We start from the raw sequence: 20,323 nt of genomic DNA, 5'->3' as shown, positions 1-20,323 counted from the left end.
TCATAACAAGGAAGATATTTAGCATGGACGGAGGATGGCAGCAATTGTCTTATATCACATCATTACCCGACGGGTTTTATCACACCTGCGTCGCTGTTTTGGGATTGCTGCTGGGCAGCTTTCTTAATGTCGTCGTTTATCGCTTGCCGCTGATGATTCAGAACGATGGTCAACTGACAGAGCATGGCTTTAATCTGAGCCTTCCGGCATCACACTGCCCCGCCTGTATACATCCGCTAAAATACTGGCAGAACATTCCGGTTTTGAGCTGGTTGTTGTTACGGGGGAAATGCCATTATTGCAAAACCACGATCTCTAAAAGGTACCCCCTTACAGAAGCAGGATGCGCCGCCATGTTTCTTGGTCTGTCGTTTCTGTTTACCACTCCCCTGAGTTTATTCAGTGCCTTATTACTGTTTTGGTTTCTTCTGGCACTAAGCCTGATTGATTTGGCAACTTACCTGCTTCCTGACCGGCTGACACTGCCATTGCTGTGGGCCGGGTTACTCGTCCACTCTCTGTACGGCAGCGTGACACTTCAGAATGCATTATATGGCGCGGTCGCAGGTTATCTGGCGTTGTGGTTTTTGTACTGGAGTGTCAAGTTAGTCAGCGGCAAAGAGGGAATGGGGTACGGGGATTTTAAACTCCTGGCAGCACTTGGCGCCTGGGTGGGCTGGCAGATGTTGCCATATCTGTGTATTCTCGCCGCGCTTGCGGGGATCGTTTTCACACTGGTAAGGGTAAGTATTTATAAAATGTCAGAGCAAACACCTTTCGGCCCCTGCCTGGCACTGGCTGGTGCGCTGATTTACATCAGCCAGGAGAGCAAAACAATCTGGCTGATGTTGAGTTAATACAGCAGAAATTACTGGGATTCTTCTTTCAGCTGAGACTGGATGTAGTTCTGAATGCCAATACGCCCGATGAGTTCCAGTTCGGTTTCCAGCCAGTCGATGTGATGCTCTTCATCCGCCAGGATATTAATCATTAAATCGCGGCTGACGTAATCGTGCACCGAGTCAGCATAAGCAATGCCTTCGCGTAAATCCTTCGCCCCTTCAAGTTCCAGCAGCAAATCAGATTTCAGCATTTCCTCAACATCTTCACCAATATTGAGTTTGCCGAGATCCTGCAGGTTAGGAAGCCCTTCCAGGAAGAGGATCCGCTCAATATAGATATCAGCATGCTTCATTTCATCAATGGATTCGTGATATTCGATACCGTTGAGACGCATCAGTCCCCAGTTTTTAAACATACGGGCATGCAAAAAGTACTGATTGATAGCAACCAGTTCATTTCCAAGAAGTTTATTGAGGTGTGCAATGACTTTTTTATCGCCTTTCATAGGTAACTCCTCCGTTCCGGTATCTAAAGCGTAGATCCGGTTCAGAGTAAGTCAAAAAAAAGGCACACTTTTTAACTAAGTATTTTTACGCGATGTTTTTGAACTCAGGAATTTGCTGTAATTCATCTTCCATTATTTGTCGCGCCGCACGAACACATTTGCCACATTGCGTTCCTACCGGAACAAAACTCCTCAACTGTTGGAACGTTTGCGGCTGGTAACGTCTGACTGCCTGTCTGATCGTTTTATCACTGACTGAATTGCACAAACACACGTACATATAAACCACGCTTCGCATAAATCTTGAACTAACTGTAAATGAGAATGGTTATTATTGCAAATGCAGTTTGAACGCTTTTGCACACAAATTTTAGGCAATAAAAAAGGGTGCCGAAGCACCCTTTTTTTGCTCTTAATTATCAGCGATTAAGCGATAACTTTAGCAACAACACCAGCGCCTACAGTACGGCCGCCTTCACGGATTGCGAAACGCAGACCGTCATCCATCGCGATTGGGTGGATCAGGGTAACAACCATGTTCACGTTGTCACCAGGCATAACCATCTCAACGCCTTCTGGCAGTTCGATAGTACCGGTCACGTCAGTTGTACGGAAGTAGAACTGTGGACGGTAGCCTTTGAAGAATGGAGTATGACGACCACCTTCATCTTTGCTCAGGATGTACACTTCGGAATCAAACTTGGTGTGTGGTTTGATTGAACCTGGTTTAGCCAGAACCTGACCACGTTCGATATCTTCACGTTTGATACCACGCAGCAGAACACCAACGTTCTCACCAGCACGGCCTTCGTCCAGCAGTTTGCGGAACATTTCAACGCCAGTACAAGTAGACTTAACAGTGTCCTTGATACCGACGATTTCAACTTCTTCGCCCACTTTAACGATACCACGCTCTACACGACCGGTAACAACTGTACCACGGCCGGAGATGGAGAATACGTCTTCGATTGGCAGCAGGAATGGCTTATCGATAGCACGCTCTGGCAGTGGAATGTAGCTGTCCAGTGCTTCTGCCAGTTCGATGATTTTCGCTTCCCAAGTAGCATCGCCTTCCAGTGCTTTCAGCGCTGAACCTTTGATGACCGGGATGTCGTCGCCTGGGAATTCGTAAGCAGACAGAAGTTCACGAACTTCCATTTCTACCAGTTCCAGCAGTTCTTCGTCATCTACCATGTCGCATTTGTTCATGAACACGATCATGTATGGAACGCCAACCTGGCGACCCAGCAGGATGTGCTCACGAGTCTGAGGCATAGGGCCGTCAGTTGCAGCAACAACCAGGATAGCGCCGTCCATCTGTGCAGCACCGGTGATCATGTTTTTCACGTAGTCGGCGTGCCCTGGGCAGTCAACGTGCGCGTAGTGACGAGTCGGGGTGTCATATTCAACGTGAGAAGTGTTGATGGTGATACCACGAGCTTTTTCTTCTGGTGCGTTATCGATCTGGTCGAATGCGCGTGCAGAACCGCCGTAGGTTTTAGCCAGAACGGTAGTGATTGCTGCAGTCAGGGTAGTTTTACCGTGGTCAACGTGGCCGATAGTACCAACGTTAACGTGCGGTTTGTTACGTTCAAATTTTTCTTTAGACACGGCTATATTCCTTACTCTTGTGCTCTCCCTTCAAAGAGAGAGCACGGGATCATTGTGTTTAAACCAGTGGCTTATTTGCCACGAGCTTCAATAACGGCCAGGGCCACGTTATTCGGCGCATCATCGTACTTCAGGAATTCCATGGAGTAAGATGCACGGCCTTTGGTCAGTGAACGCAGCTGAGTTGCATAACCGAACATTTCGGAAAGCGGAACTTCAGCATGAATCACAACGCCAGTAGCGTTAGATTCTTGGCCTTTCAGCATACCACGACGGCGGCTAAGGTCACCGATGACGTCACCAGTGTTCTCTTCCGGAGTCTCTACTTCAACCTTCATGATCGGCTCAAGCAGGACTGGTTTCGCTTTCTTAAAGCCATCTTTAAAGGCAATAGAAGCGGCCAGTTTAAACGCCAGCTCGGAGGAGTCAACGTCATGGTAAGAACCGAAGTGCAGACGCACGCCCAGATCGACTACCGGGTAACCGGCCAGTGGACCAGACTTCAGCTGTTCCTGGATGCCTTTGTCAATCGCGCCGATGAATTCACCAGGAATTACACCACCTTTGATTTCGTTGACAAACTCATACCCTTTCGGATTTGTGCCAGGTTCTAATGGGTACATGTCGATCACAACGTGACCATACTGACCGCGACCACCAGACTGCTTAGCGTGTTTACCTTCAACATCGGTAACTTTAGCGCGGATAGCTTCACGGTATGCAACCTGCGGCTTACCGACGTTAGCTTCAACGTTAAATTCACGACGCATACGGTCAACCAGGATATCCAGGTGAAGTTCACCCATACCTGCGATGATTGTCTGGCCAGACTCTTCATCAGTCCAAACGCGGAATGATGGGTCTTCTTTTGCCAGACGGCCCAGAGCCAGACCCATTTTTTCCTGGTCAGCTTTGGTTTTTGGTTCTACCGCAACGGAGATTACCGGCTCAGGGAATTCCATGCGTTCCAGGATAATCACGTTATCCGGATCACACAGGGTATCACCTGTAGTCACGTCTTTCAGACCGATCGCAGCAGCGATATCGCCCGCACGAACTTCTTTGATTTCTTCACGCTTGTTAGCGTGCATCTGAACGATACGACCCAGACGTTCACGCTGAGATTTCACTGGGTTAAATACAGTGTCACCTGAATTGACGAGACCGGAATAAACACGGAAGAACGTCAAGTTACCCACGAATGGGTCAGTAGCGATTTTGAACGCCAGAGCAGAGAACGGCTCTGAATCGTCAGAATGGCGAACTGCCGGAGTGTCTTTACCGTCGTCCAACAGGCCGTTGATAGCTTCAACGTCAGTTGGTGCTGGCAGATACTCAACAACAGCATCCAGCATTGCCTGTACGCCTTTGTTTTTAAACGCAGAACCACAGGTAACCAGGATGATTTCGTTGTTCAGAACGCGCTTACGCAGAGAAGTTTTGATCTCTTCTTCAGTCAGCTCTTCGCCACCAAAGAATTTCTCCATCAGCTCATCAGAGCCTTCAGCAGCGGCTTCAACCAGTTTCTGACGCCATTCTTCAGCCAGTTCTTGCATGTTGGCAGGGATTTCTTCGTATTCGAAGGTAACGCCCTGATCAGCTTCGTTCCAGTTGATAGCTTTCATCTTCACCAGGTCAACAACACCGGTGAATTTCTCTTCTGCGCCGATTGCCAGTTGCAGTGGCACCGGAGTTGCGCCCAGACGTTTTTCAATCTGGTCAACAACTTTCAGGAAGTTAGCACCCATACGGTCCATTTTGTTAACGAACGCGATACGAGGAACTTTATATTTGTTTGCCTGACGCCATACGGTCTCAGACTGTGGCTGAACACCGCCAACAGCACAGTAAACCATTACCGCGCCATCAAGAACACGCATGGAACGTTCTACTTCGATGGTGAAGTCAACGTGCCCTGGGGTGTCAATGATGTTGATGTGGTGTGGTTCGAACTGCTTAGCCATACCAGACCAGAAACAGGTGGTGGCAGCGGACGTGATGGTAATACCACGTTCCTGTTCCTGTTCCATCCAGTCCATGGTGGCTGCGCCATCATGAACTTCACCGATTTTGTGGTTTACACCGGTGTAGAACAGAACACGTTCGGTAGTGGTTGTCTTACCGGCGTCGATGTGAGCACTGATACCAATGTTACGGTAGCGCTCAATGGGTGTTTTACGAGCCATTTGATTCCTCTATAACTAGGACGTTCAAGTTCAGTTAACCCAAGCGGGTTGGCTTCTTGAAGCGCCCGCTTGGTTAGCATAACTACTGCGAAGTGATTACCAGCGGTAGTGGGCGAACGCCTTGTTGGCTTCAGCCATACGGTGAACGTCTTCACGTTTCTTAACTGCAGTACCTTTGTTCTCTGCAGCATCAGAAAGTTCGTTCGCCAGGCGGAGAGCCATGGATTTATCACCGCGTTTACGAGCAGCTTCAACGATCCAACGCATTGCCAGAGCATTACGACGAACCGGACGGACTTCAACTGGAACCTGATAAGTAGAACCACCTACGCGGCGGGACTTAACTTCGACAGTCGGACGAACGTTGTCCAGTGCGACTTCGAAAGCTTCCAGGTGGCCTTTACCGCTACGTTGAGCCAGGGTCTCAAGAGCAGTGTAGACGATTGCTTCTGCAGTAGATTTTTTACCATCTACCATCAGAATGTTGACGAATTTTGCCAGCAGTTCGGATCCGAACTTAGGATCTGGCAGGATTTTACGTTGACCAATGACGCGACGACGTGGCATGGAAATACTCCGTTGTTAATTCAGGATTGTCCAAAACTCTAAGAGTTTATTTTGACAGTAAAGTGAAAATGTTTGGCCTTACTTAACGGAGAACCATTAAGACTTCGGCTTTTTAACGCCGTATTTAGAACGAGATTGCTTACGATCCTTAACGCCTGAACAGTCCAGTGCGCCACGGACGGTGTGATAACGCACACCTGGCAAGTCTTTTACACGACCGCCACGGATCAGGATCACGGAGTGTTCCTGCAGGTTGTGACCTTCACCGCCGATGTAGGAGGTAACTTCAAAACCGTTAGTCAAACGCACACGGCAGACTTTACGCAGTGCGGAGTTTGGTTTTTTAGGAGTGGTGGTATATACACGAGTACATACGCCACGTTTCTGCGGGCAAGCTTCCAGCGCTGGAACGTTGCTTTTAGCAACCTTCGTAGAGCGTGGTTTGCGTACCAGCTGATTAATTGTTGCCATTAAAAAGCTCCTGGATTTTGGTTCATAAACTACTTTGTAAACGCGTGATAAATCGCCCCATAAAAAGCATTAGCTAATATGGGGACGCAGAATTTTAGGGCTGACCTAAGAGGGTGTCAAGAAATATACAGCACATCGTTGTTTCACCATGCTGTTTGCTGGGTATGTTTCTCAGTCAGCGCGACGAAACCAGTATAGTCGATCAATGTGATTCTGTGTGAAATTTGACCAACCAGACCACGAGCCGCCAAATCTTCGCTTAAAACATAAATGGACTGCACATGCTGACTCATCAGGTTGCATGCCTCACTGCCATCAAGTGCAGCCAGCACGCCATCCTGCATCAGCAGAAGCGCATCGTCCTGGGCGATCATGTGAATAAGCAATGAAAAATCACAATGTTGCGGGGAATTGGCAAGAGTAAAAAGCATGGAGTTTCCTGATTTAAAACGTCATTACCACATCATATTCGGCCAGTCGCTGGCGAATTTCAGTCACGGGCAACGGCTCAACATCCAGAACCCATTCATGGCCAGCCGACAGGCCCCGTGTCTTTAATGACTCTTCACAAACGAAACACTGATCGACATCGTAAAGAGATAACACGCCGAACGTGGCAATATAATTACGCGCCAAAATTTTTTCCGGCTGCTGCGCTGGCATTAACTGGAAAACACCATCAGCTATGAAAAATACACCAATATCTTCGGTCAGCGCTGACGTTGCCAGCAACGCATCCAGCCCTTCCCGTCCTGCAGACGTACCGTGCGGACCCTGGGTGAATACAAACGCGATCTTCTTCATTATTGCTCCCTGCATTCACACATCAGAACTGCACCAGACGATCACAGGTCAACGAAGCTTCAGCCAGACTGCCCAGTCCGGTCAGGGTAAAACCCGGCTGCAAGTTAGTCTGCCCGTGCCCCTGATTATGGGCTTCTGTTTCATCTATCACACCGCGGCGTAATGCGGCAGCTACGCACACATTGAGTGCCACCTGGTAATCTGCCGCCATGCGCTGCCAGGATCGGACTAAATCGAATTCATCGGATGCCGGCGCGGAAAGCAAATTACCATTGAGCACACCTTCACGATAAAAAAACACGCTGTCGAGATGATGACCGCTGGCGATCAGCGCCAGTGCAAACTGATACGCGGCACTGGCTTGCTGAGTGCCGTATGCAGGGCCGGTGACCAGCAGGCAGTAACGCAGTTTCAACGTTCGTTCCCCACCAGATCACCGCTTTTAAACTGGCGGATATACAGGTAGACCGTGTGCTTAGAAATGTTGAGGCGATCCGCAACCTGATTAATCGCGTCTTTGATATCAAAAATACCCTTTTCATAAAGATTCAGAACCACCTGACGGTTCTTCGCATTGTTAGATACGTTGCGGTCAGCGTTGACTTCTTCAATGGTGAATTCCAGCGTCTGAGCCACCAGATCATCTACGGATGACGCGAAGTTCACGGACGATGCCACTTCCTGCGTCTCAGGCGGCATAAAGGTCTGAATGATTTGCGAGAAAGGTACGTCAAGATTCATGTTGATGCACAGCAAGCCAATCACGCGTTGCTCACGGTTGCGAATAGCGATGGTGACTGACTTCATCAGCACACCACTTTTCGCGCGGGTGAAATAAGCTTTGGACACATTACTGTCCGCACCGGTCATGTCATGCAACATGCGCAGCGCTAAATCCGTAATTGGCGAGCCGATTTTACGACCAGTATGCTCACCATTAGCAATACGGACCGCTGAACATTTCAGGTCTTCCAGTGAATGCAGAACAATTTCGCAATGCTCACCGATCAGCATCGCAAGCCCGTCCACCACGGCCTCGTATGAAGACAAAATCTCATGATCGACCTGGCTGAACGGACGTTGGTCCAGCAAATCCAGTTCACCGGTTTCGCCAGTTATAAGCGAATTAGACATCGAAGCTACCACCCTCTCTATCGCGCCTTCCAACGGGAGTCAGGACGCATTATTCATCATTCCACGGTCGTTACTGTATCAAAGACACAGAAAAAACGGCCTTACGATTATATGGATCTGTGACGTTATGCCGGGGAAACAAAAGCGTCAAGTTATCATCATAGAGTAACCTCAATAAAATGAAGGACAGGCGGCAAGAAAAGTGAGAGGCGAAAAAAAACCGCCGCATTTAGCGACGGTTTTCTGCAACGACTCAGCAGCAACTTAGTTTGCTTTTGGTGCTGCTTCAGCAGGTTTTTCAGCTGCTTTCGGGTCAGCCTTAGGTGCCGCTTTCACATCCAGCAGTTCAACATCGAACACCAGAGTGGAGTTAGCCGGGATCCCCGGAACCCCAGTTTTACCGTAGGCCAGTGCCGGTGGGATGACCAGCTTGATTTTGCCGCCTTTCTTGATGTGTTTCAGGCCTTCAGTCCAGCCAGGAATTACACCGTCAAGACGGAAGGACAGCGGCTCACCGCGGGTATAAGAATTATCGAACTCTGTACCGTCGGTCAGGGTACCTTTGTAGTTAACGACAACGGTATCGCTGTCTTTAGGCGCTGCGCCAGCACCTGGTTTTTCAACCTGATACAACAGACCTGACTCAGTTTTCTTCACGCCTTTTTCTTTGGTGAAATCAGCACGGAATTTGTCGCCTTTGTCAGCATTAGCTTTCGCGTCCTGCTCCATCTTAGCCTGTGCTGATGCTTTCACACGGCCTTCGAAGGTTTGCAGAGTCTGCTCGATTTCCTGATCAGACAGTTTGCTTTTGTTCGCGAACGCGTCCTGAACACCGGCGATCAACTGGTCTTTATCCAGTTTGATGCCCAGCTTTTCTTGCTCTTTCAGGGAGTTGTCCATGTAGCGACCCAGCGATGCACCCAGAGCATACGCAGCCTGCTCATCATCACTTTTGAATTTGGCCGTATCTGTTGCTGCCGGAGCAGTTGCAGCAGGGGCAGCGGCTGGCGCAGTTGCAGCAGCGGCCGGTGCTGTGGCTTCAGCAGCCATAACCTGAGTGGCATTCAGGGCGATAGCCATGGTGGTTGCCAGCAGAGTTACTTTAAACAGTGATTTCATCCATTTCTCCAGGACCAGAAATCTGTGACCTCTGGTAATAATTACGAAAGTTCGGCGGTTACTATAACTGTCCGTCTCACGACAAAACAATCTCTATACACGCCATTAGCGTCTTATTCCGACCTTTTTTACATCAATAAGTTTCGTCACACGATCGGGATATACGGATAAAGCGTCAGGGAGGTCAGGTAATCCTGCGGCTTTACGGGTAGAATCGCCGGTCTACAATACAGGATGAGGTTCAGGTCAGTGCACAACATGATCAACACGAGCCATACAGTGAGGTAATGATGATGAACTCAAATACCATTGAACAACGTCTGGAGATGCTGGAAAACAAACTGGCTTTTCAGGAAATTACCATTGAAGAGCTGAACATGATTGTCACACAGCATCAGTTGGAAATGAGCAGACTGCACGATCACCTGCGCCTGCTGACAGACAAACTGCGTGCCAGCCAGCCATCAATGATTGCCGATCAGTCGGAAGAAACGCCGCCACCGCATTATTGATACGGATTGCGACGCAACAAAAAGGCGCCCTTGCGGCGCCTTTCGTTTATATCACTGTTATATCACTGTGCGGGCGATTAATGACAACCGCAGCCGCCGTTACCGCCGCAACCGCCTTTTTTGCCGTGATCATGACCGTGGTCGTGATCATGGTCGTGGCCGTGACCACCGCAGCAACCGTCACCGTGTTCATGGTCGTGACCATGATCGTGGCCGTGTTCGCCATGAACGTGGCCATGAGCCAGTTCTTCTTCGGTCGCTTCACGGATTGCCACCACTTCAACGTGGAAGTTCAGGTTCTGGCCAGCCAGCATGTGGTTGCCATCAACCACAACGTGGTCGCCATCAACTTCAGTGATTTCGACAGGAACCGGGCCCTGATCGGTATCAGCCAGGAAACGCATACCGACTTCCAGCTCATCAACACCCATGAACACGTCTTTAGGCACGCGCTGAACCAGGTTGTCGTCGTAGTTGCCGTAAGCATCGTTCGCGCCAACATGTACGTCAAATACGTCACCAATTGCATGACCATCAAGTGCAGTTTCCAGACCGGAGATCAGGGAACCATGGCCGTGCAGGTAATCCAACGGTGCACTCACCGGAGATTCATCAACCAACACACCGTCTTCTGTACGTACCTGATATGCCACGCTGACGACCAGGTCTTTTGCTACTTTCATGATAACTCCTACCGTTGGAAACTCAATTTGTTGTCTGCGGGCGTTGCATAACGCACGCAACTTCGCTTAAGGCTAATTCAGTGACGGCCACTTTTCGATGAGATCATCCTGAAAAGCGCGATCGGATAAATTTGGCGAAGAGTGTAGCGGAAATCCGCGTCTCTGTACTACCAGCATAAAAAAACACGAGCCATAACGCTACTTCGGATCGAAAATACCAATCACCTGCTCTTCCGGGCGAAGCTTCTTGCTGACCTGCGCGTCAGTCTGACGCTGATGGTGTCCGCACTTTACACACTCCACCACTTCAACCTGATCTTCCTGCCATAAAGCCAGTGTATCCATCGCCTTACATTTCGGACACACCGCACCAGCGATGAACCGTTTACGGGTTGTAGCCATGTTACTTCTCCTGAAATTTCCGATATTGCGTCCGGTCAGTTTTCGATCAACCACCGAAATTATTTTTCTGCTACCGGGCTATTCGTCATCGTCCCAGCCATCAAGCTGGCGACGTTCGTTATGCATTTCACTCTGAAAGATGTCTTCCAGCTCTCGCCGGGCCTCTTTCACGCGGGAAATCTGCGCAACGTCGCCGCGGTTTTGCGGCACCAGTTCACGCAACATCCGCATGTCGAGCCGGCGAAAATGTTGCTGCGCGCGATACGCACTGTGCGGATGCATGCCCAGCGTCACGAGTGCTTTCTTCCCAAGCTCCAGCGCACTAGAAAACGTCTCGCGGGAAAAATTCACTACGCCGGCCTGCAAAAGCTCATGCGCTTCCACACGGCCACGGGCACGAGCCAGAATATTCAGATGGGGAAAATGCTGCTGGCATAAATGCACGATAGCCATCGTATCTTCCGGCTCATTGGAGGTAATAACGATCGACTTTGCCTTTTCCGCGCCGGACGCCCTGAGTAACTCCAGTTCGGTTGCATCGCCGTAATAGACTTTGTAGCCGTAAGTCCGCATCAACCCGACGGCGCTGATATCACGCTCCAGCACCGTAATGCGCATTTTGTTCGCCATCAGCAAACGTCCGATCACCTGCCCGAAGCGCCCGAACCCGACAATAATCACCTGCGGTTCGTCATCCTGAACAAAATGCTTTTCGTCGCTTTCTTCGCCGTCGTTGTAGCGTCGCACCAAAATCCGGTCAACCCACTGCATCAGCAGCGGCGTGGTCATCATTGATAACGTCACCACCACCAGCAACAGCGAAAGCTGCGACGAAGAAATCACTTTCTGCGCGCCCGCCGCCGAGAACAGCACGAAAGCAAATTCACCGCCCTGACTGAGCACGGCGGAAAATTGCAGCCGGACCGAAGTACGCAAGCCAAATACACGGGACAGCCCGTACAACAAGGCACCTTTGACAGTCACCAGAACAATCACGCCCGCCAGCACCAGCAAAATATGGGTATAAAGCACACCCAGATTCAGCGCCATGCCGACAGAAATAAAGAACAGCCCGAGCAGTAAACCCTTAAATGGCTCGATAGCGATTTCCAGTTCGTGCTGATATTCACTTTCAGCCAGTAAAATCCCGGCGATGAACGTCCCGAGTGCCATCGAAAAGCCCAGCGTATCCATAAACAGCGCCGAGCCGAGCACCACCAGCAACGCGGCGGCGGTAAACACTTCACGCACGCCGGAGGCCACAATCAGCCGGAAAATCGGCCGCAGCAGATAGCGTCCGCCAATCAACATCCCGCCAAAGGCCAGCACTTTCAGGCCGATCATTTCCCAGTTATTGCTGCCTTCGGAGCCCCCCGCCAGAATCGGGATCAGCGCCAGTGCCGGGATCACCGCGATATCCTGGAACAGCAGCACGGCAAAACCCAACTGGCCGCCTTCGTTACGCGTCATGCCTTTATCGCGCATCAGTTGCAGTGCCATCGCCGTGGATGACATCGCCAGCCCGATACCGCCAATCACCGCCGCCTGCCAGGAAAACTTCGTGAGATACAACAAACCGCCAAGCACCAGCGCGGTCAGGATCACCTGCCCGGCACCGACGCCAAAGATTTGCCGCCGCAGCGCCCACAACTTACCGGGATTCAGTTCCAGCCCGATGATAAACATCAGGAAAACCACGCCCAGTTCGGAGAAGTGCAGGATCTCATCCACGTCACGGATAAAACCTAAGCCCCACGGGCCGATGGCAATCCCCGCCAGCAAATAGCCGAGTACCGCGCCGATACCTAAACGTTGCGCCAGAGGCACGGCGACCACCGCAGCGAATAAAAACAGCAGGATTGCCGTAGGAATACTTGAAACGTCCATCAGACGATCCCCCCATGCGGCAACGGGGATTGCAGCCATTCGCCGTACGCTTCGGCATGGCTCTGCAACACATCAGGTTTCTGACGTCGCGCCCAGTAAATAACGATTGGCGTCATCCAGTGCATATGGCACATCGCCGACGTCAGCTCGAACGGACGCATAATATCGGACATCGGATAACGGTTATAACCGCCCGCACGGTAAGCGCCTTCCGGCTCGCCGGTGGTAACGACCGAACGCCAGTATTTGCCGTTAAGCGCATTCCCGCCAGCACCGCTGGCAAACCCCCGGGCCAGCACGCGATCCATCCATTCCTTTAATAAAGCCGGGCAACTATAGGTATAAAGAGGATGCTGGAAGACAATCACTTTGTGTTCACGCAGCAGTTGTTGTTCGCGGTGGATATCAATAAAAAAATCAGGATAGTGGGCGTACAAATCATGCACGGTGACATGCTCAAGTTGCTGTGCCTGCTGTAACAAAACGCGGTTGGCGACTGAATCGGGTGATTCCGGGTGGGCGTACAGCAGCAAAACCTTTGGTGGCTGCGACATCAATACCTCCAAAGCGTCGTCAGGGTGCGGTTTTTCCGTTACCATGCTTCGCAAAGACAAAATGGGACGCGATACGTCTTGTTTAAATCATTATCATGACAATTTAACATACTCTCAACACGGCGCTTTATGATTGTTTTCTCCTCCTTACAAATCCGACGCGGCACTAACGTGCTGCTGGACAACGCGTCTGCGACCATCAATCCCGGCCAGAAAGTCGGGCTGGTGGGCAAAAATGGCTGCGGTAAATCCACCCTGATTTCGCTGCTTAAAGGTGAAATGAGCGCCGATGCAGGCAACCTGACGTTTCCGTCCAACTGGGCACTGGCCTGGGTCAATCAGGAAACACCCGCTCTGGATCAGCCTGCGATAGAGTATGTTATCGACGGTGACCGCGAATTTCGCCAACTGGAAGCGCAATTGCAGCACGCTAACGAGCGTGATGACGGCCACGCTATCGCCACGCTGCACGGTAAACTCGACGCCATCAACGCCTGGACCATTCCGGCGCGCGCGGCGAGCCTGCTCAGCGGATTGGGCTTTACTCAGAATCAGTTGCAGCAGCCAGTCAAATCGTTCTCCGGCGGGTGGCGCATGCGTCTCAACCTTGCGCAGGCGCTGATTTGCCGTTCTGATTTACTGCTGCTCGATGAACCGACTAACCACCTGGATCTCGACGCCGTCATCTGGCTGGAGAAATGGCTGAAAAGCTACACCGGCACGCTGGTGCTGATTTCCCATGACCGGGACTTTCTCGATCCGATCATCGATAAAATACTGCATATCGAACAGCAGACGCTGAACGAATACACCGGTAACTACTCGTCTTTCGAACGCCAGCGTGCGACCAAACTGTCGCAACAGCAGGCATTGTTTGAAAGTCAGCAGGAGAAAGTGGCGCATCTGCAAAGTTATATTGACCGTTTCCGTGCGCAGGCGACCAAAGCCAAGCAGGCGCAAAGCCGTATTAAAATGCTGGAACGCATGGAGCTGATAGCCCCGGCGCACGTCGACAATCCTTTTCATTTTAGCTTCCGCTCGCCGGAAAGTTTGCCCGATCCGCTGTTGCGGATGGAAAAAGTCAGCGCCGGTTATGGCGACACCACGATTCTGGAGTCGATCAAACTGAATCTGGTGCCGGGTTCACGTATCGGCTTACTGGGCCGTAACGGGGCCGGGAAGTCCACGCTGATCAAACTGCTGGCTGGCACCATGCCGCCGCTTCACGGTGACATTGGTCTGGCGAAAGGCGTCAAACTCGGTTACTTCGCGCAGCATCAGCTGGAGTTCCTGCGCGCAGAAGATTCGCCGCTGCAACATCTGGTGCGCCTGGCGAACAAAGAAACCGAACAGCAGTTGCGCGATTATCTCGGTGGATTTGGTTTCCACGGCGATAAAGTGACGGATCCTACCGGGCGATTCTCCGGCGGTGAAAAAGCGCGTCTGGTGCTGGCACTGATTGTCTGGCAGCGCCCTAACCTGCTGTTGCTCGATGAACCGACCAACCACCTGGATCTCGATATGCGTCAGGCGCTGACCGAAGCGCTGATCGACTTCGAGGGCGCGATGGTTGTCGTGTCGCATGACCGCCACTTACTGCGCTCCACCACTGACGATTTGTATCTGGTACACGGCGGCAAAGTGGAACAGTTCGACGGCGATCTGGAAGATTATCAGCAATGGCTGGTGGACATTCAGCGTCAGGAAAGCCAGCAGGACGCACCGGCCAAAGACGGCGGCGTTAACAGCGCGCAGTCGCGTAAAGACCAGAAACGTCGCGAAGCCGATTTCCGCAATCAGACCCAGCCGCTGCGTAAGCAAATCACCAAACTTGAAGCGCAGATGGAAAAATTAAGTACAGAACTGGCGACCATTGAAGAGCGTCTGGCTGATTCCGCGATTTACGACAACAGCCGTAAAGCCGATCTCACCGAATGTCTGCAACAGCAGACCAAAGTGAAAGGCGCGCTGGAAGAGACCGAAATGACCTGGCTCGATGCACAGGAACAACTGGAAGACATGTCGAAGGCCTTTGATCTCGACTAGAAGATCGTTCGGTAAGAAATGAGAAAGGCGCCACGACGGCGCCTTTCTTTTGTCTGCAAATCAGTGCCAGATCAGCAATACGCAGGCGGCGGTCAGGATCCCCATCGCGATATTAAAGGTATACCACGCACGCCTGCTGCGCAGCAGGCGGCCAATTACGGTACCGAAGCCAAGCCAGATGATCCCGGACACCAGATTGACCAGGAACATCCCGAGGCTGATACCGGCAATAGAATGGTTATAGGCGGCACCGGCCAGACTGAAGCTTGCGACCGCGCCCAGCCCCATCAGCCACGCTTTCGGGTTGAGGAATTGCAGCAACCAGCCCTGATACAAGCGGATCGGCCTGGGTGGCGGGGCGCCGGTTTCCAGTTTTTCATAGGCAGATGTCGCAATCTTCCACGCCAGCCACAGCAGATACAGGCTACCGGCGATTTTGAGGAACAGATGTAACGCAGGATAAATCGTGATGAGCCCGCCGACCCCAAACGCCACCAGCAGCAAAATACTTTGCATGCCAAGCATAATGCCGACCATCAGCCAGAGTGAGCGGAAGAACCCGAAGTTAGCGCCAGACGTGGTTAACAACATATTGTTCGGGCCAGGGGTGATAGCGGCGACCCATAAAAATCCGAGCATCGAGAAAAATAAACCAGGTTCCATTTAATTTGGGTTCTCCGACCCGAAAGATGTGCGATAGCATTGAAGCTAACAGCGTGATATTGATCGCACAAGAGTCTCTTAAGAGAAATTTATTCATCTTATGTTTGAATCCTTTCGCCCCCTGCGCGGAGCCAGTAATCCTCACATCCAGACGCTGTTACCGCGGCTCGTTCGGCGGCACGCAAAACTCAAACCTCACTGGCAAAGGCTGGATACGCCGGACGGGGATTTTCTGGATTTAGCCTGGACTGAAGACCCGGAACAGGCGCGACATAAACCACGCATGATCCTGTTTCACGGACTGGAAGGCAGTTTCTTCAGCCCTTATGCCCACGGTCTATTGCAGGCCTGGAAAGACAAAGGCTGGCTCGGCGTCGTCATGCATTTTCGCGGATGCAGCGGTGAACCCAATAAACTGCTGCGTATTTACCATTCCGGTGAAACCGAAGACGCCCGTTTTTTCATTCGCTGGCTCAATGAAACTTATGGCGAAGTCCCGACCGGCGCGGTGGGCGTGTCGCTCGGCGGCAATATGCTGGCCTGTTATCTCGGGCAGGAAGGGGAAACGTGTACGCTGAGCGCCGCCGTGGTGGTCTCCGCGCCGCTGATGCTGGAACCTTGCGCTTACCGGCTGGAACAAGGTTCATCACGGATTTATCAGCGCTATCTGCTCGATCAGCTCAAAGGCAATGCCTCGCGCAAACTGGCGAAATATCCGGGCACATTGCCCGTCACGCTGGAGCAGCTAAAAGCCATGCGTTACCTTCGTGAATTCGACGACGCCATCACCTCAAAAGCGCACGGATTTACCGACGCGCTGGATTATTACCGCCGGTGCAGCGGCCTGCCGTTACTGGCGCAGATCAGAACACCCTTGCTGATTATCCACGCCAAAGACGACCCGTTTATGACGCCGGAGGTCATCCCGAAAGCAGAAGATTTACCGGATTGCGTGGAATATCAGTTAACAGAACATGGCGGACATGTCGGGTTTGTTTCCGGCAGCTTACGTCATCCGCAGATGTGGCTGGAGCAACGCATTCCGGCCTGGATCGCCCCGTATTTAGAAAATAAGACTAAGGAAACAACAGAGTGATTATTCCCTGGCAGGAACTGGACGCTGAACTGCTCACCAGCGTGGTGGAATCCTTCGTATTGCGCGAAGGCACCGATTACGGGGAGCAGGAACGATCGCTGGAACAAAAAGTCGATGACGTGAAGCGTCAGCTGAAAAGCGGCGAGGTTGTGCTGGTCTGGTCAGAACTGCATGAAACGCTGAACATTATGCCGCGTGGTCAGTTCCGCGCCGGGCAGGAAGAAACCCCGCAGGACTGGTAACTCACGGCTCCGTCGATGCGGAGCCGTTTTCTTACGCCGTTGCCGAAATACAGGTTCCGGCGTCTCCCGCCAGCACCGCCTCGATCTGATCCAGCGCGCCGATATAGGCCGGATAGCCGCTGTAATTCACAAACGCGCTGACCGCCGCGACTTTGGGGCCCATCGAACCGTCGTTTTGCGCAAAAGGCGCGAGCTGCGCGGGCGTCGCACGACGGATCGCCCGTTGCTGCGGCGTGCCCCAGTGTTCATACACCGCATCGGCATCGGTCAGGATCACCAGCTTTTGCGCCTTCAGTTGACGCGCCAGCAGCGCTGCCGACAAATCCTTGTCGATTACCGCCTGCGCGCCGTTGCCATCTTCAAACACCGGAATGCCGCCACCGCCATTACAAATCACCACGTGCCCGCGCGCCAGCAATTGCTGAATAGCGTCGATATCCACAATCCGCTTAGGCACGGGTGACGCCACCACGCGGCGCAAATAAGCCCCGTCGGCTTTCATTTTCCAGCCATGCAGATTTTCCAGTTCCTGCTGAGATCCCGGCGGGTACACCGGCCCGATAAATTTTTCGGGAGAGGCAAACGCCGGATCGCGGCTGTCGACTTCAATGCGCGTCAGCACGGTGGACACCTCTGGCATGCCCGTCTGCTGCCCGAGCATTTGCGCCAGCATAAACCCGATCATGCCCTGTGTTTCTGCGACCAGAATATCCAGCGGATAGGCGGGCACCTCCGTATACGCCTGATTTTGTAATGACAACAATCCGACCTGGGGTCCGTTGCCGTGAACAATCGCCAGACGGTAGCGCGTCGCCAGCCGCGCCAGCGCACCGGCCACCGTCGCAATATTGCGATACTGATTTTCAGCCGACAGGCATTCGCCACGTTGTAAAAGCGCATTACCGCCCAGTGCGACCACTAAAGTTTCCATGTTTCCTCCTTAAAGAAAGTGTTCCCTGAAAAGCGTCAATGCCAGCCAGACGCCAAGCAGCGTATCGGCACCCGACGTGTGCCCCAGCGCCAGAACCTGCTCTGCGCGCCGGGCACGAATCAGATGCAGCAATGGGGTGGAAAATTGTCTTCTCACCGCATGATGCAGATAGGCGCAACTGACCGATGACGTGAGCGTGCGCAGGTCCGGTGTATGATCAAAAAAGTCACCGACCGGCAACCCGTGCGCCGCACACACCAGCAACATGCCGGTCAGCGTGTCGTCGTGGCTCGGTGTCAGCCCCGCGCCTTTGCCCACTACGTTCTGCCAGTCAACGCGATGCCCCTGCAACTGCCGCAATAACTGATGCTGAATATGCGCCAGTTCTCCGCCGGGCGGTTCAAGGACAACCTGACGAAGCTCACCGAACAGCCCCGTAAGCTGCGGGCATCCGGTCAGAAAACCGTGCACATAGTCGTAAAGCTGCCGCGAGCCTTGTGTTACGTGCAAATCCAGTCTGCGCGCGGGCGGGTTTTCAGCACCCGCCCGCATCACATCGCCCAACGTCAGACGACTGAGTAGCCCTTCAAAATCCCGCGCCCGCAACAGCCATCCCATCGGGCTCAACCCTTTGCCGTATCGATGCAGTGTCAGCCATTCGCCCCGCTCATTGCTCAGGTTGATGGCGCGGGAAAACAAACCAACGACCAGCCAGTCACCGGGACATACCGGTGCGTGAGCGCTGACCGCCAGCGGTGCGGGAATATTCATACCTGAGGATGCACCCCGAGATGTTCCGCCAGAGCCTCCAGCGCCTGTTCGAAGCAGGCCAGCGGCGCACGTACCGTGCCTGCACCAATCTGACCAATCCCCGGTTCGCGGTGAGCAATGCCGGTGTTAATCAGCGGCGTGATGCCGGTTTCCACCACACGCCGCACATCCAGCCCGAGGCAGGCGCCCTGAAAATCCCAGCCGGGAATTTGCAGCATCATGTTGCGTTCGAGGAAGATTTCCGCCATTTCCTCAGACACGGTGATGGCGGCGTCCATCCCGCCTGCGCCGACAAAACGGGTCACGCCCGGCGCGGCAATCATCGCTGCGCCGCCGACGCCAAAGGTTTCAGTGATCGCGCTGTCGCCCATGTCCGGGTTGGCGTCTTGCTGGCTGTAGCCGCTGAAGAACAACCCCTGCGGCATATTGACCGGTGCGGTAAACCAGCGGTCACCGAGGCCGCTGACGCGGATACCAAACTCTTTGCCGTTGCGGGTCATGGCGGTGACGATACTGCCTTTGCCGATGGCCGCACCGGCATCCATTGCCGCCTTGCAGTAAGCCATCGCCAGATTGAGGAAGAACTGATCGGTCGTACTCAGAAAATGCAAAACGTCAGTCAGCGTGGTTTTATCCAGATTGCCTGCCGCCAGTTGCGGTGCCAGCGAACGCATCAGTAACGCCGAAGTGGCGATATTGCGCTGATGGAATTCATCGCCCATCGTAATGCCCTGCGCCATCATCGCCGTTAAATCGATACCGCGCTCGAGACGCCGCAACGCGCCACTCAGTGCCGGTGCCAGCACGTCGCGCATCCAGCGCAAACGCATCTGAACATCCGGGCCATAGGCACCGAAACGCATCACCTTGCCGATACCTTCGTTCATGTTGCAGAAAGCACGGTTGCCGTCAGTGAGATTGCCGATCACCAGCACCGGCATGTTCGCCGACGTGATACCGCCCATCGGCCCGACCGCACTGACGTGATGGCAAGGCACAAACCGGATTTCGCCACTATTCAGTAATTGCAACGCACGTTGTTCATCCTGCGCCCAGCCTTCAAACAGACAGGCGCCGATGCAGGCACCGCGCACCGGGCCGGTCATGTCTTCCCAGCAGACGGGCGGGCCTGCATGCAGCAGGGTTTTTCCCTGATTCAGCACCGGGATCACCTGACGGGCGGGCTGAACATCAAGCCAGTGCGGTCGCGCCTGACGAATGCGTTCGATAACGGCGGTATTGGCCTGTTCGAGGGTATTTTTCATAAGATGTCTCGTTATCCGAAGAGGGGAAACG

General features: G+C 52.7%; 24 protein-coding genes. 5 read left to right on the top strand and 19 right to left on the bottom strand.

Annotated elements, in window-relative coordinates:
- Positions 1–23 precede the first annotated feature (23 nt).
- Positions 24–857, top strand: coding sequence for a prepilin peptidase (locus ABIC79_RS17920; protein WP_013573673.1), 834 nt, complete (start codon positions 24–26; stop codon positions 855–857).
- Positions 858–868: 11 nt separating this feature from the next.
- On the opposite strand, the gene bfr is transcribed toward ABIC79_RS17920, so the two are convergent.
- From bfr to fkpA, 11 genes are all read right to left on the bottom strand, one after another.
- Positions 869–1,348: a bacterioferritin gene (gene bfr / locus ABIC79_RS17915; protein WP_013573672.1), complete on the bottom strand. Its 480-nt coding sequence runs from the start codon at positions 1,346–1,348 to the stop codon at positions 869–871.
- A gap of 85 nt (positions 1,349–1,433) precedes the next feature.
- Complete coding sequence (gene bfd, locus ABIC79_RS17910; RefSeq protein WP_013573671.1) at positions 1,434–1,628, bottom strand: bacterioferritin-associated ferredoxin; 195 nt, start codon at positions 1,626–1,628, stop codon at positions 1,434–1,436.
- A 146-nt stretch (positions 1,629–1,774) separates the two neighbouring features.
- Positions 1,775–2,959, bottom strand: a complete 1,185-nt coding sequence (gene tuf, locus ABIC79_RS17905) for an elongation factor Tu (protein ID WP_013573670.1) — start codon at positions 2,957–2,959, stop codon at positions 1,775–1,777.
- Between the two features lie 71 nt (positions 2,960–3,030).
- Positions 3,031–5,145, bottom strand: a complete 2,115-nt coding sequence (gene fusA / locus ABIC79_RS17900) for an elongation factor G (RefSeq protein WP_013573669.1) — start codon at positions 5,143–5,145, stop codon at positions 3,031–3,033.
- 96 nt (positions 5,146–5,241) lie between these two features.
- Entirely contained in the window at positions 5,242–5,712 is a 471-nt protein-coding gene (gene rpsG, locus ABIC79_RS17895; protein WP_005969574.1) for a 30S ribosomal protein S7, read from the bottom strand.
- Between the two features lie 96 nt (positions 5,713–5,808).
- Positions 5,809–6,183: a 30S ribosomal protein S12 gene (gene rpsL / locus ABIC79_RS17890; RefSeq protein WP_013573668.1), complete on the bottom strand. Its 375-nt coding sequence runs from the start codon at positions 6,181–6,183 to the stop codon at positions 5,809–5,811.
- 143 nt (positions 6,184–6,326) lie between these two features.
- The gene (gene tusB / locus ABIC79_RS17885) at positions 6,327–6,614 is read right to left on the bottom strand and encodes a sulfurtransferase complex subunit TusB (RefSeq protein ID WP_013573667.1); all 288 of its coding nucleotides are present in this window, start codon (positions 6,612–6,614) and stop codon (positions 6,327–6,329) included.
- 13 nt (positions 6,615–6,627) lie between these two features.
- Positions 6,628–6,987, bottom strand: coding sequence for a sulfurtransferase complex subunit TusC (gene tusC, locus ABIC79_RS17880; RefSeq protein ID WP_013573666.1), 360 nt, complete (start codon positions 6,985–6,987; stop codon positions 6,628–6,630).
- A gap of 22 nt (positions 6,988–7,009) precedes the next feature.
- Positions 7,010–7,402, bottom strand: a complete 393-nt coding sequence (gene tusD, locus ABIC79_RS17875; protein ID WP_013573665.1) for a sulfurtransferase complex subunit TusD — start codon at positions 7,400–7,402, stop codon at positions 7,010–7,012.
- Positions 7,399–8,121, bottom strand: a complete 723-nt coding sequence (locus tag ABIC79_RS17870) for a helix-turn-helix transcriptional regulator (protein ID WP_013573664.1) — start codon at positions 8,119–8,121, stop codon at positions 7,399–7,401. Before ABIC79_RS17870 ends, tusD begins: the two co-directional genes overlap by 4 nt.
- 264 nt (positions 8,122–8,385) lie before the next feature.
- Positions 8,386–9,240, bottom strand: a complete 855-nt coding sequence (fkpA, locus tag ABIC79_RS17865; RefSeq protein ID WP_013573663.1) for an FKBP-type peptidyl-prolyl cis-trans isomerase — start codon at positions 9,238–9,240, stop codon at positions 8,386–8,388.
- A 293-nt stretch (positions 9,241–9,533) separates the two neighbouring features.
- Between fkpA and ABIC79_RS17860 the strand changes: the two genes are divergently transcribed.
- Positions 9,534–9,752, top strand: coding sequence for a protein SlyX (locus ABIC79_RS17860; protein WP_014411533.1), 219 nt, complete (start codon positions 9,534–9,536; stop codon positions 9,750–9,752).
- Positions 9,753–9,829: 77 nt separating this feature from the next.
- Here the strand turns inward: ABIC79_RS17860 and slyD are convergent, their stop codons facing one another.
- The 4 genes from slyD to kefG all read right to left on the bottom strand — a co-directional run bounded on the left by slyD (position 9,830) and on the right by kefG (position 13,278).
- A complete protein-coding gene (slyD, locus tag ABIC79_RS17855; protein ID WP_013573661.1) occupies positions 9,830–10,435 on the bottom strand; it encodes a peptidylprolyl isomerase in 606 nt (201 codons plus the stop codon).
- Positions 10,436–10,633: 198 nt separating this feature from the next.
- Complete coding sequence (locus tag ABIC79_RS17850; protein ID WP_013573660.1) at positions 10,634–10,837, bottom strand: YheV family putative zinc ribbon protein; 204 nt, start codon at positions 10,835–10,837, stop codon at positions 10,634–10,636.
- 78 nt (positions 10,838–10,915) lie between these two features.
- Positions 10,916–12,724 carry a glutathione-regulated potassium-efflux system protein KefB gene (gene kefB, locus ABIC79_RS17845; protein WP_013573659.1) on the bottom strand — a complete coding sequence of 603 codons (1,809 nt, stop codon included), beginning with the start codon at positions 12,722–12,724 and terminating at the stop codon, positions 10,916–10,918.
- Positions 12,724–13,278, bottom strand: a complete 555-nt coding sequence (gene kefG, locus ABIC79_RS17840; protein ID WP_014411531.1) for a glutathione-regulated potassium-efflux system ancillary protein KefG — start codon at positions 13,276–13,278, stop codon at positions 12,724–12,726. Before kefG ends, kefB begins: the two co-directional genes overlap by 1 nt.
- Before the next feature lie 129 nt (positions 13,279–13,407).
- On the opposite strand from kefG, the gene ABIC79_RS17835 reads away from it, so the two are divergent.
- Positions 13,408–15,324, top strand: coding sequence for an ABC transporter ATP-binding protein (locus ABIC79_RS17835; RefSeq protein ID WP_013573657.1), 1,917 nt, complete (start codon positions 13,408–13,410; stop codon positions 15,322–15,324).
- Between the two features lie 60 nt (positions 15,325–15,384).
- Here the strand turns inward: ABIC79_RS17835 and ABIC79_RS17830 are convergent, their stop codons facing one another.
- Entirely contained in the window at positions 15,385–15,987 is a 603-nt protein-coding gene (locus ABIC79_RS17830; protein ID WP_013573656.1) for a LysE family translocator, read from the bottom strand.
- Between the two features lie 100 nt (positions 15,988–16,087).
- Between ABIC79_RS17830 and ABIC79_RS17825 the strand changes: the two genes are divergently transcribed.
- Together ABIC79_RS17825 and ABIC79_RS17820 are read left to right on the top strand one after the other, a co-directional pair.
- Positions 16,088–17,083, top strand: coding sequence for a hydrolase (locus tag ABIC79_RS17825; RefSeq protein ID WP_014411530.1), 996 nt, complete (start codon positions 16,088–16,090; stop codon positions 17,081–17,083).
- Complete coding sequence (locus tag ABIC79_RS17820) at positions 17,080–17,325, top strand: YheU family protein (RefSeq protein ID WP_013573654.1); 246 nt, start codon at positions 17,080–17,082, stop codon at positions 17,323–17,325. The genes ABIC79_RS17825 and ABIC79_RS17820 overlap by 4 nt, the downstream gene beginning before the upstream one ends.
- Positions 17,326–17,356: 31 nt before the next feature.
- Here the strand turns inward: ABIC79_RS17820 and ABIC79_RS17815 are convergent, their stop codons facing one another.
- The 3 genes from ABIC79_RS17815 to ABIC79_RS17805 are packed head-to-tail and all read right to left on the bottom strand — an operon-like array spanning position 17,357 to position 20,292.
- Positions 17,357–18,256 carry a carbamate kinase gene (locus ABIC79_RS17815; RefSeq protein ID WP_013573653.1) on the bottom strand — a complete coding sequence of 300 codons (900 nt, stop codon included), beginning with the start codon at positions 18,254–18,256 and terminating at the stop codon, positions 17,357–17,359.
- A 9-nt stretch (positions 18,257–18,265) separates the two neighbouring features.
- On the bottom strand, positions 18,266–19,027 hold the full coding sequence (locus ABIC79_RS17810) for an oxamate carbamoyltransferase subunit AllH family protein (RefSeq protein ID WP_354567995.1): 762 nt from the start codon (positions 19,025–19,027) through the stop codon (positions 18,266–18,268).
- Positions 19,024–20,292, bottom strand: coding sequence for a YlbE family protein (locus tag ABIC79_RS17805; protein WP_354567993.1), 1,269 nt, complete (start codon positions 20,290–20,292; stop codon positions 19,024–19,026). The genes ABIC79_RS17810 and ABIC79_RS17805 overlap by 4 nt, the downstream gene beginning before the upstream one ends.
- Positions 20,293–20,323: the final 31 nt, after the last annotated feature.

This window comes from Rahnella sp. 2050 (assembly GCF_040544515.1).
Taxonomy (GTDB): domain Bacteria; phylum Pseudomonadota; class Gammaproteobacteria; order Enterobacterales; family Enterobacteriaceae; genus Rahnella; species Rahnella aceris.
Note: the sequence above shows the minus strand (reverse complement) of the source record. Positions and strands in the feature narration are given on the sequence as shown.

Coding starts and splice junctions, on each gene's coding strand:
- ABIC79_RS17920 (WP_013573673.1), top strand. CDS start 24: ATGGACGGAGGATGGCAGCAATTGTCTTATATCACATCATTACCCGAC.
- bfr (WP_013573672.1), bottom strand. CDS start 1,348: ATGAAAGGCGATAAAAAAGTCATTGCACACCTCAATAAACTTCTTGGA.
- bfd (WP_013573671.1), bottom strand. CDS start 1,628: ATGTACGTGTGTTTGTGCAATTCAGTCAGTGATAAAACGATCAGACAG.
- fusA (WP_013573669.1), bottom strand. CDS start 5,145: ATGGCTCGTAAAACACCCATTGAGCGCTACCGTAACATTGGTATCAGT.
- rpsG (WP_005969574.1), bottom strand. CDS start 5,712: ATGCCACGTCGTCGCGTCATTGGTCAACGTAAAATCCTGCCAGATCCT.
- rpsL (WP_013573668.1), bottom strand. CDS start 6,183: ATGGCAACAATTAATCAGCTGGTACGCAAACCACGCTCTACGAAGGTT.
- tusB (WP_013573667.1), bottom strand. CDS start 6,614: ATGCTTTTTACTCTTGCCAATTCCCCGCAACATTGTGATTTTTCATTG.
- tusC (WP_013573666.1), bottom strand. CDS start 6,987: ATGAAGAAGATCGCGTTTGTATTCACCCAGGGTCCGCACGGTACGTCT.
- ABIC79_RS17870 (WP_013573664.1), bottom strand. CDS start 8,121: ATGTCTAATTCGCTTATAACTGGCGAAACCGGTGAACTGGATTTGCTG.
- fkpA (WP_013573663.1), bottom strand. CDS start 9,240: ATGAAATCACTGTTTAAAGTAACTCTGCTGGCAACCACCATGGCTATC.
- ABIC79_RS17860 (WP_014411533.1), top strand. CDS start 9,534: ATGAACTCAAATACCATTGAACAACGTCTGGAGATGCTGGAAAACAAA.
- slyD (WP_013573661.1), bottom strand. CDS start 10,435: ATGAAAGTAGCAAAAGACCTGGTCGTCAGCGTGGCATATCAGGTACGT.
- ABIC79_RS17850 (WP_013573660.1), bottom strand. CDS start 10,837: ATGGCTACAACCCGTAAACGGTTCATCGCTGGTGCGGTGTGTCCGAAA.
- kefB (WP_013573659.1), bottom strand. CDS start 12,724: ATGGACGTTTCAAGTATTCCTACGGCAATCCTGCTGTTTTTATTCGCT.
- kefG (WP_014411531.1), bottom strand. CDS start 13,278: ATGTCGCAGCCACCAAAGGTTTTGCTGCTGTACGCCCACCCGGAATCA.
- ABIC79_RS17835 (WP_013573657.1), top strand. CDS start 13,408: ATGATTGTTTTCTCCTCCTTACAAATCCGACGCGGCACTAACGTGCTG.
- ABIC79_RS17830 (WP_013573656.1), bottom strand. CDS start 15,987: ATGGAACCTGGTTTATTTTTCTCGATGCTCGGATTTTTATGGGTCGCC.
- ABIC79_RS17825 (WP_014411530.1), top strand. CDS start 16,088: ATGTTTGAATCCTTTCGCCCCCTGCGCGGAGCCAGTAATCCTCACATC.
- ABIC79_RS17815 (WP_013573653.1), bottom strand. CDS start 18,256: ATGGAAACTTTAGTGGTCGCACTGGGCGGTAATGCGCTTTTACAACGT.
- ABIC79_RS17810 (WP_354567995.1), bottom strand. CDS start 19,027: ATGAATATTCCCGCACCGCTGGCGGTCAGCGCTCACGCACCGGTATGT.
- ABIC79_RS17805 (WP_354567993.1), bottom strand. CDS start 20,292: ATGAAAAATACCCTCGAACAGGCCAATACCGCCGTTATCGAACGCATT.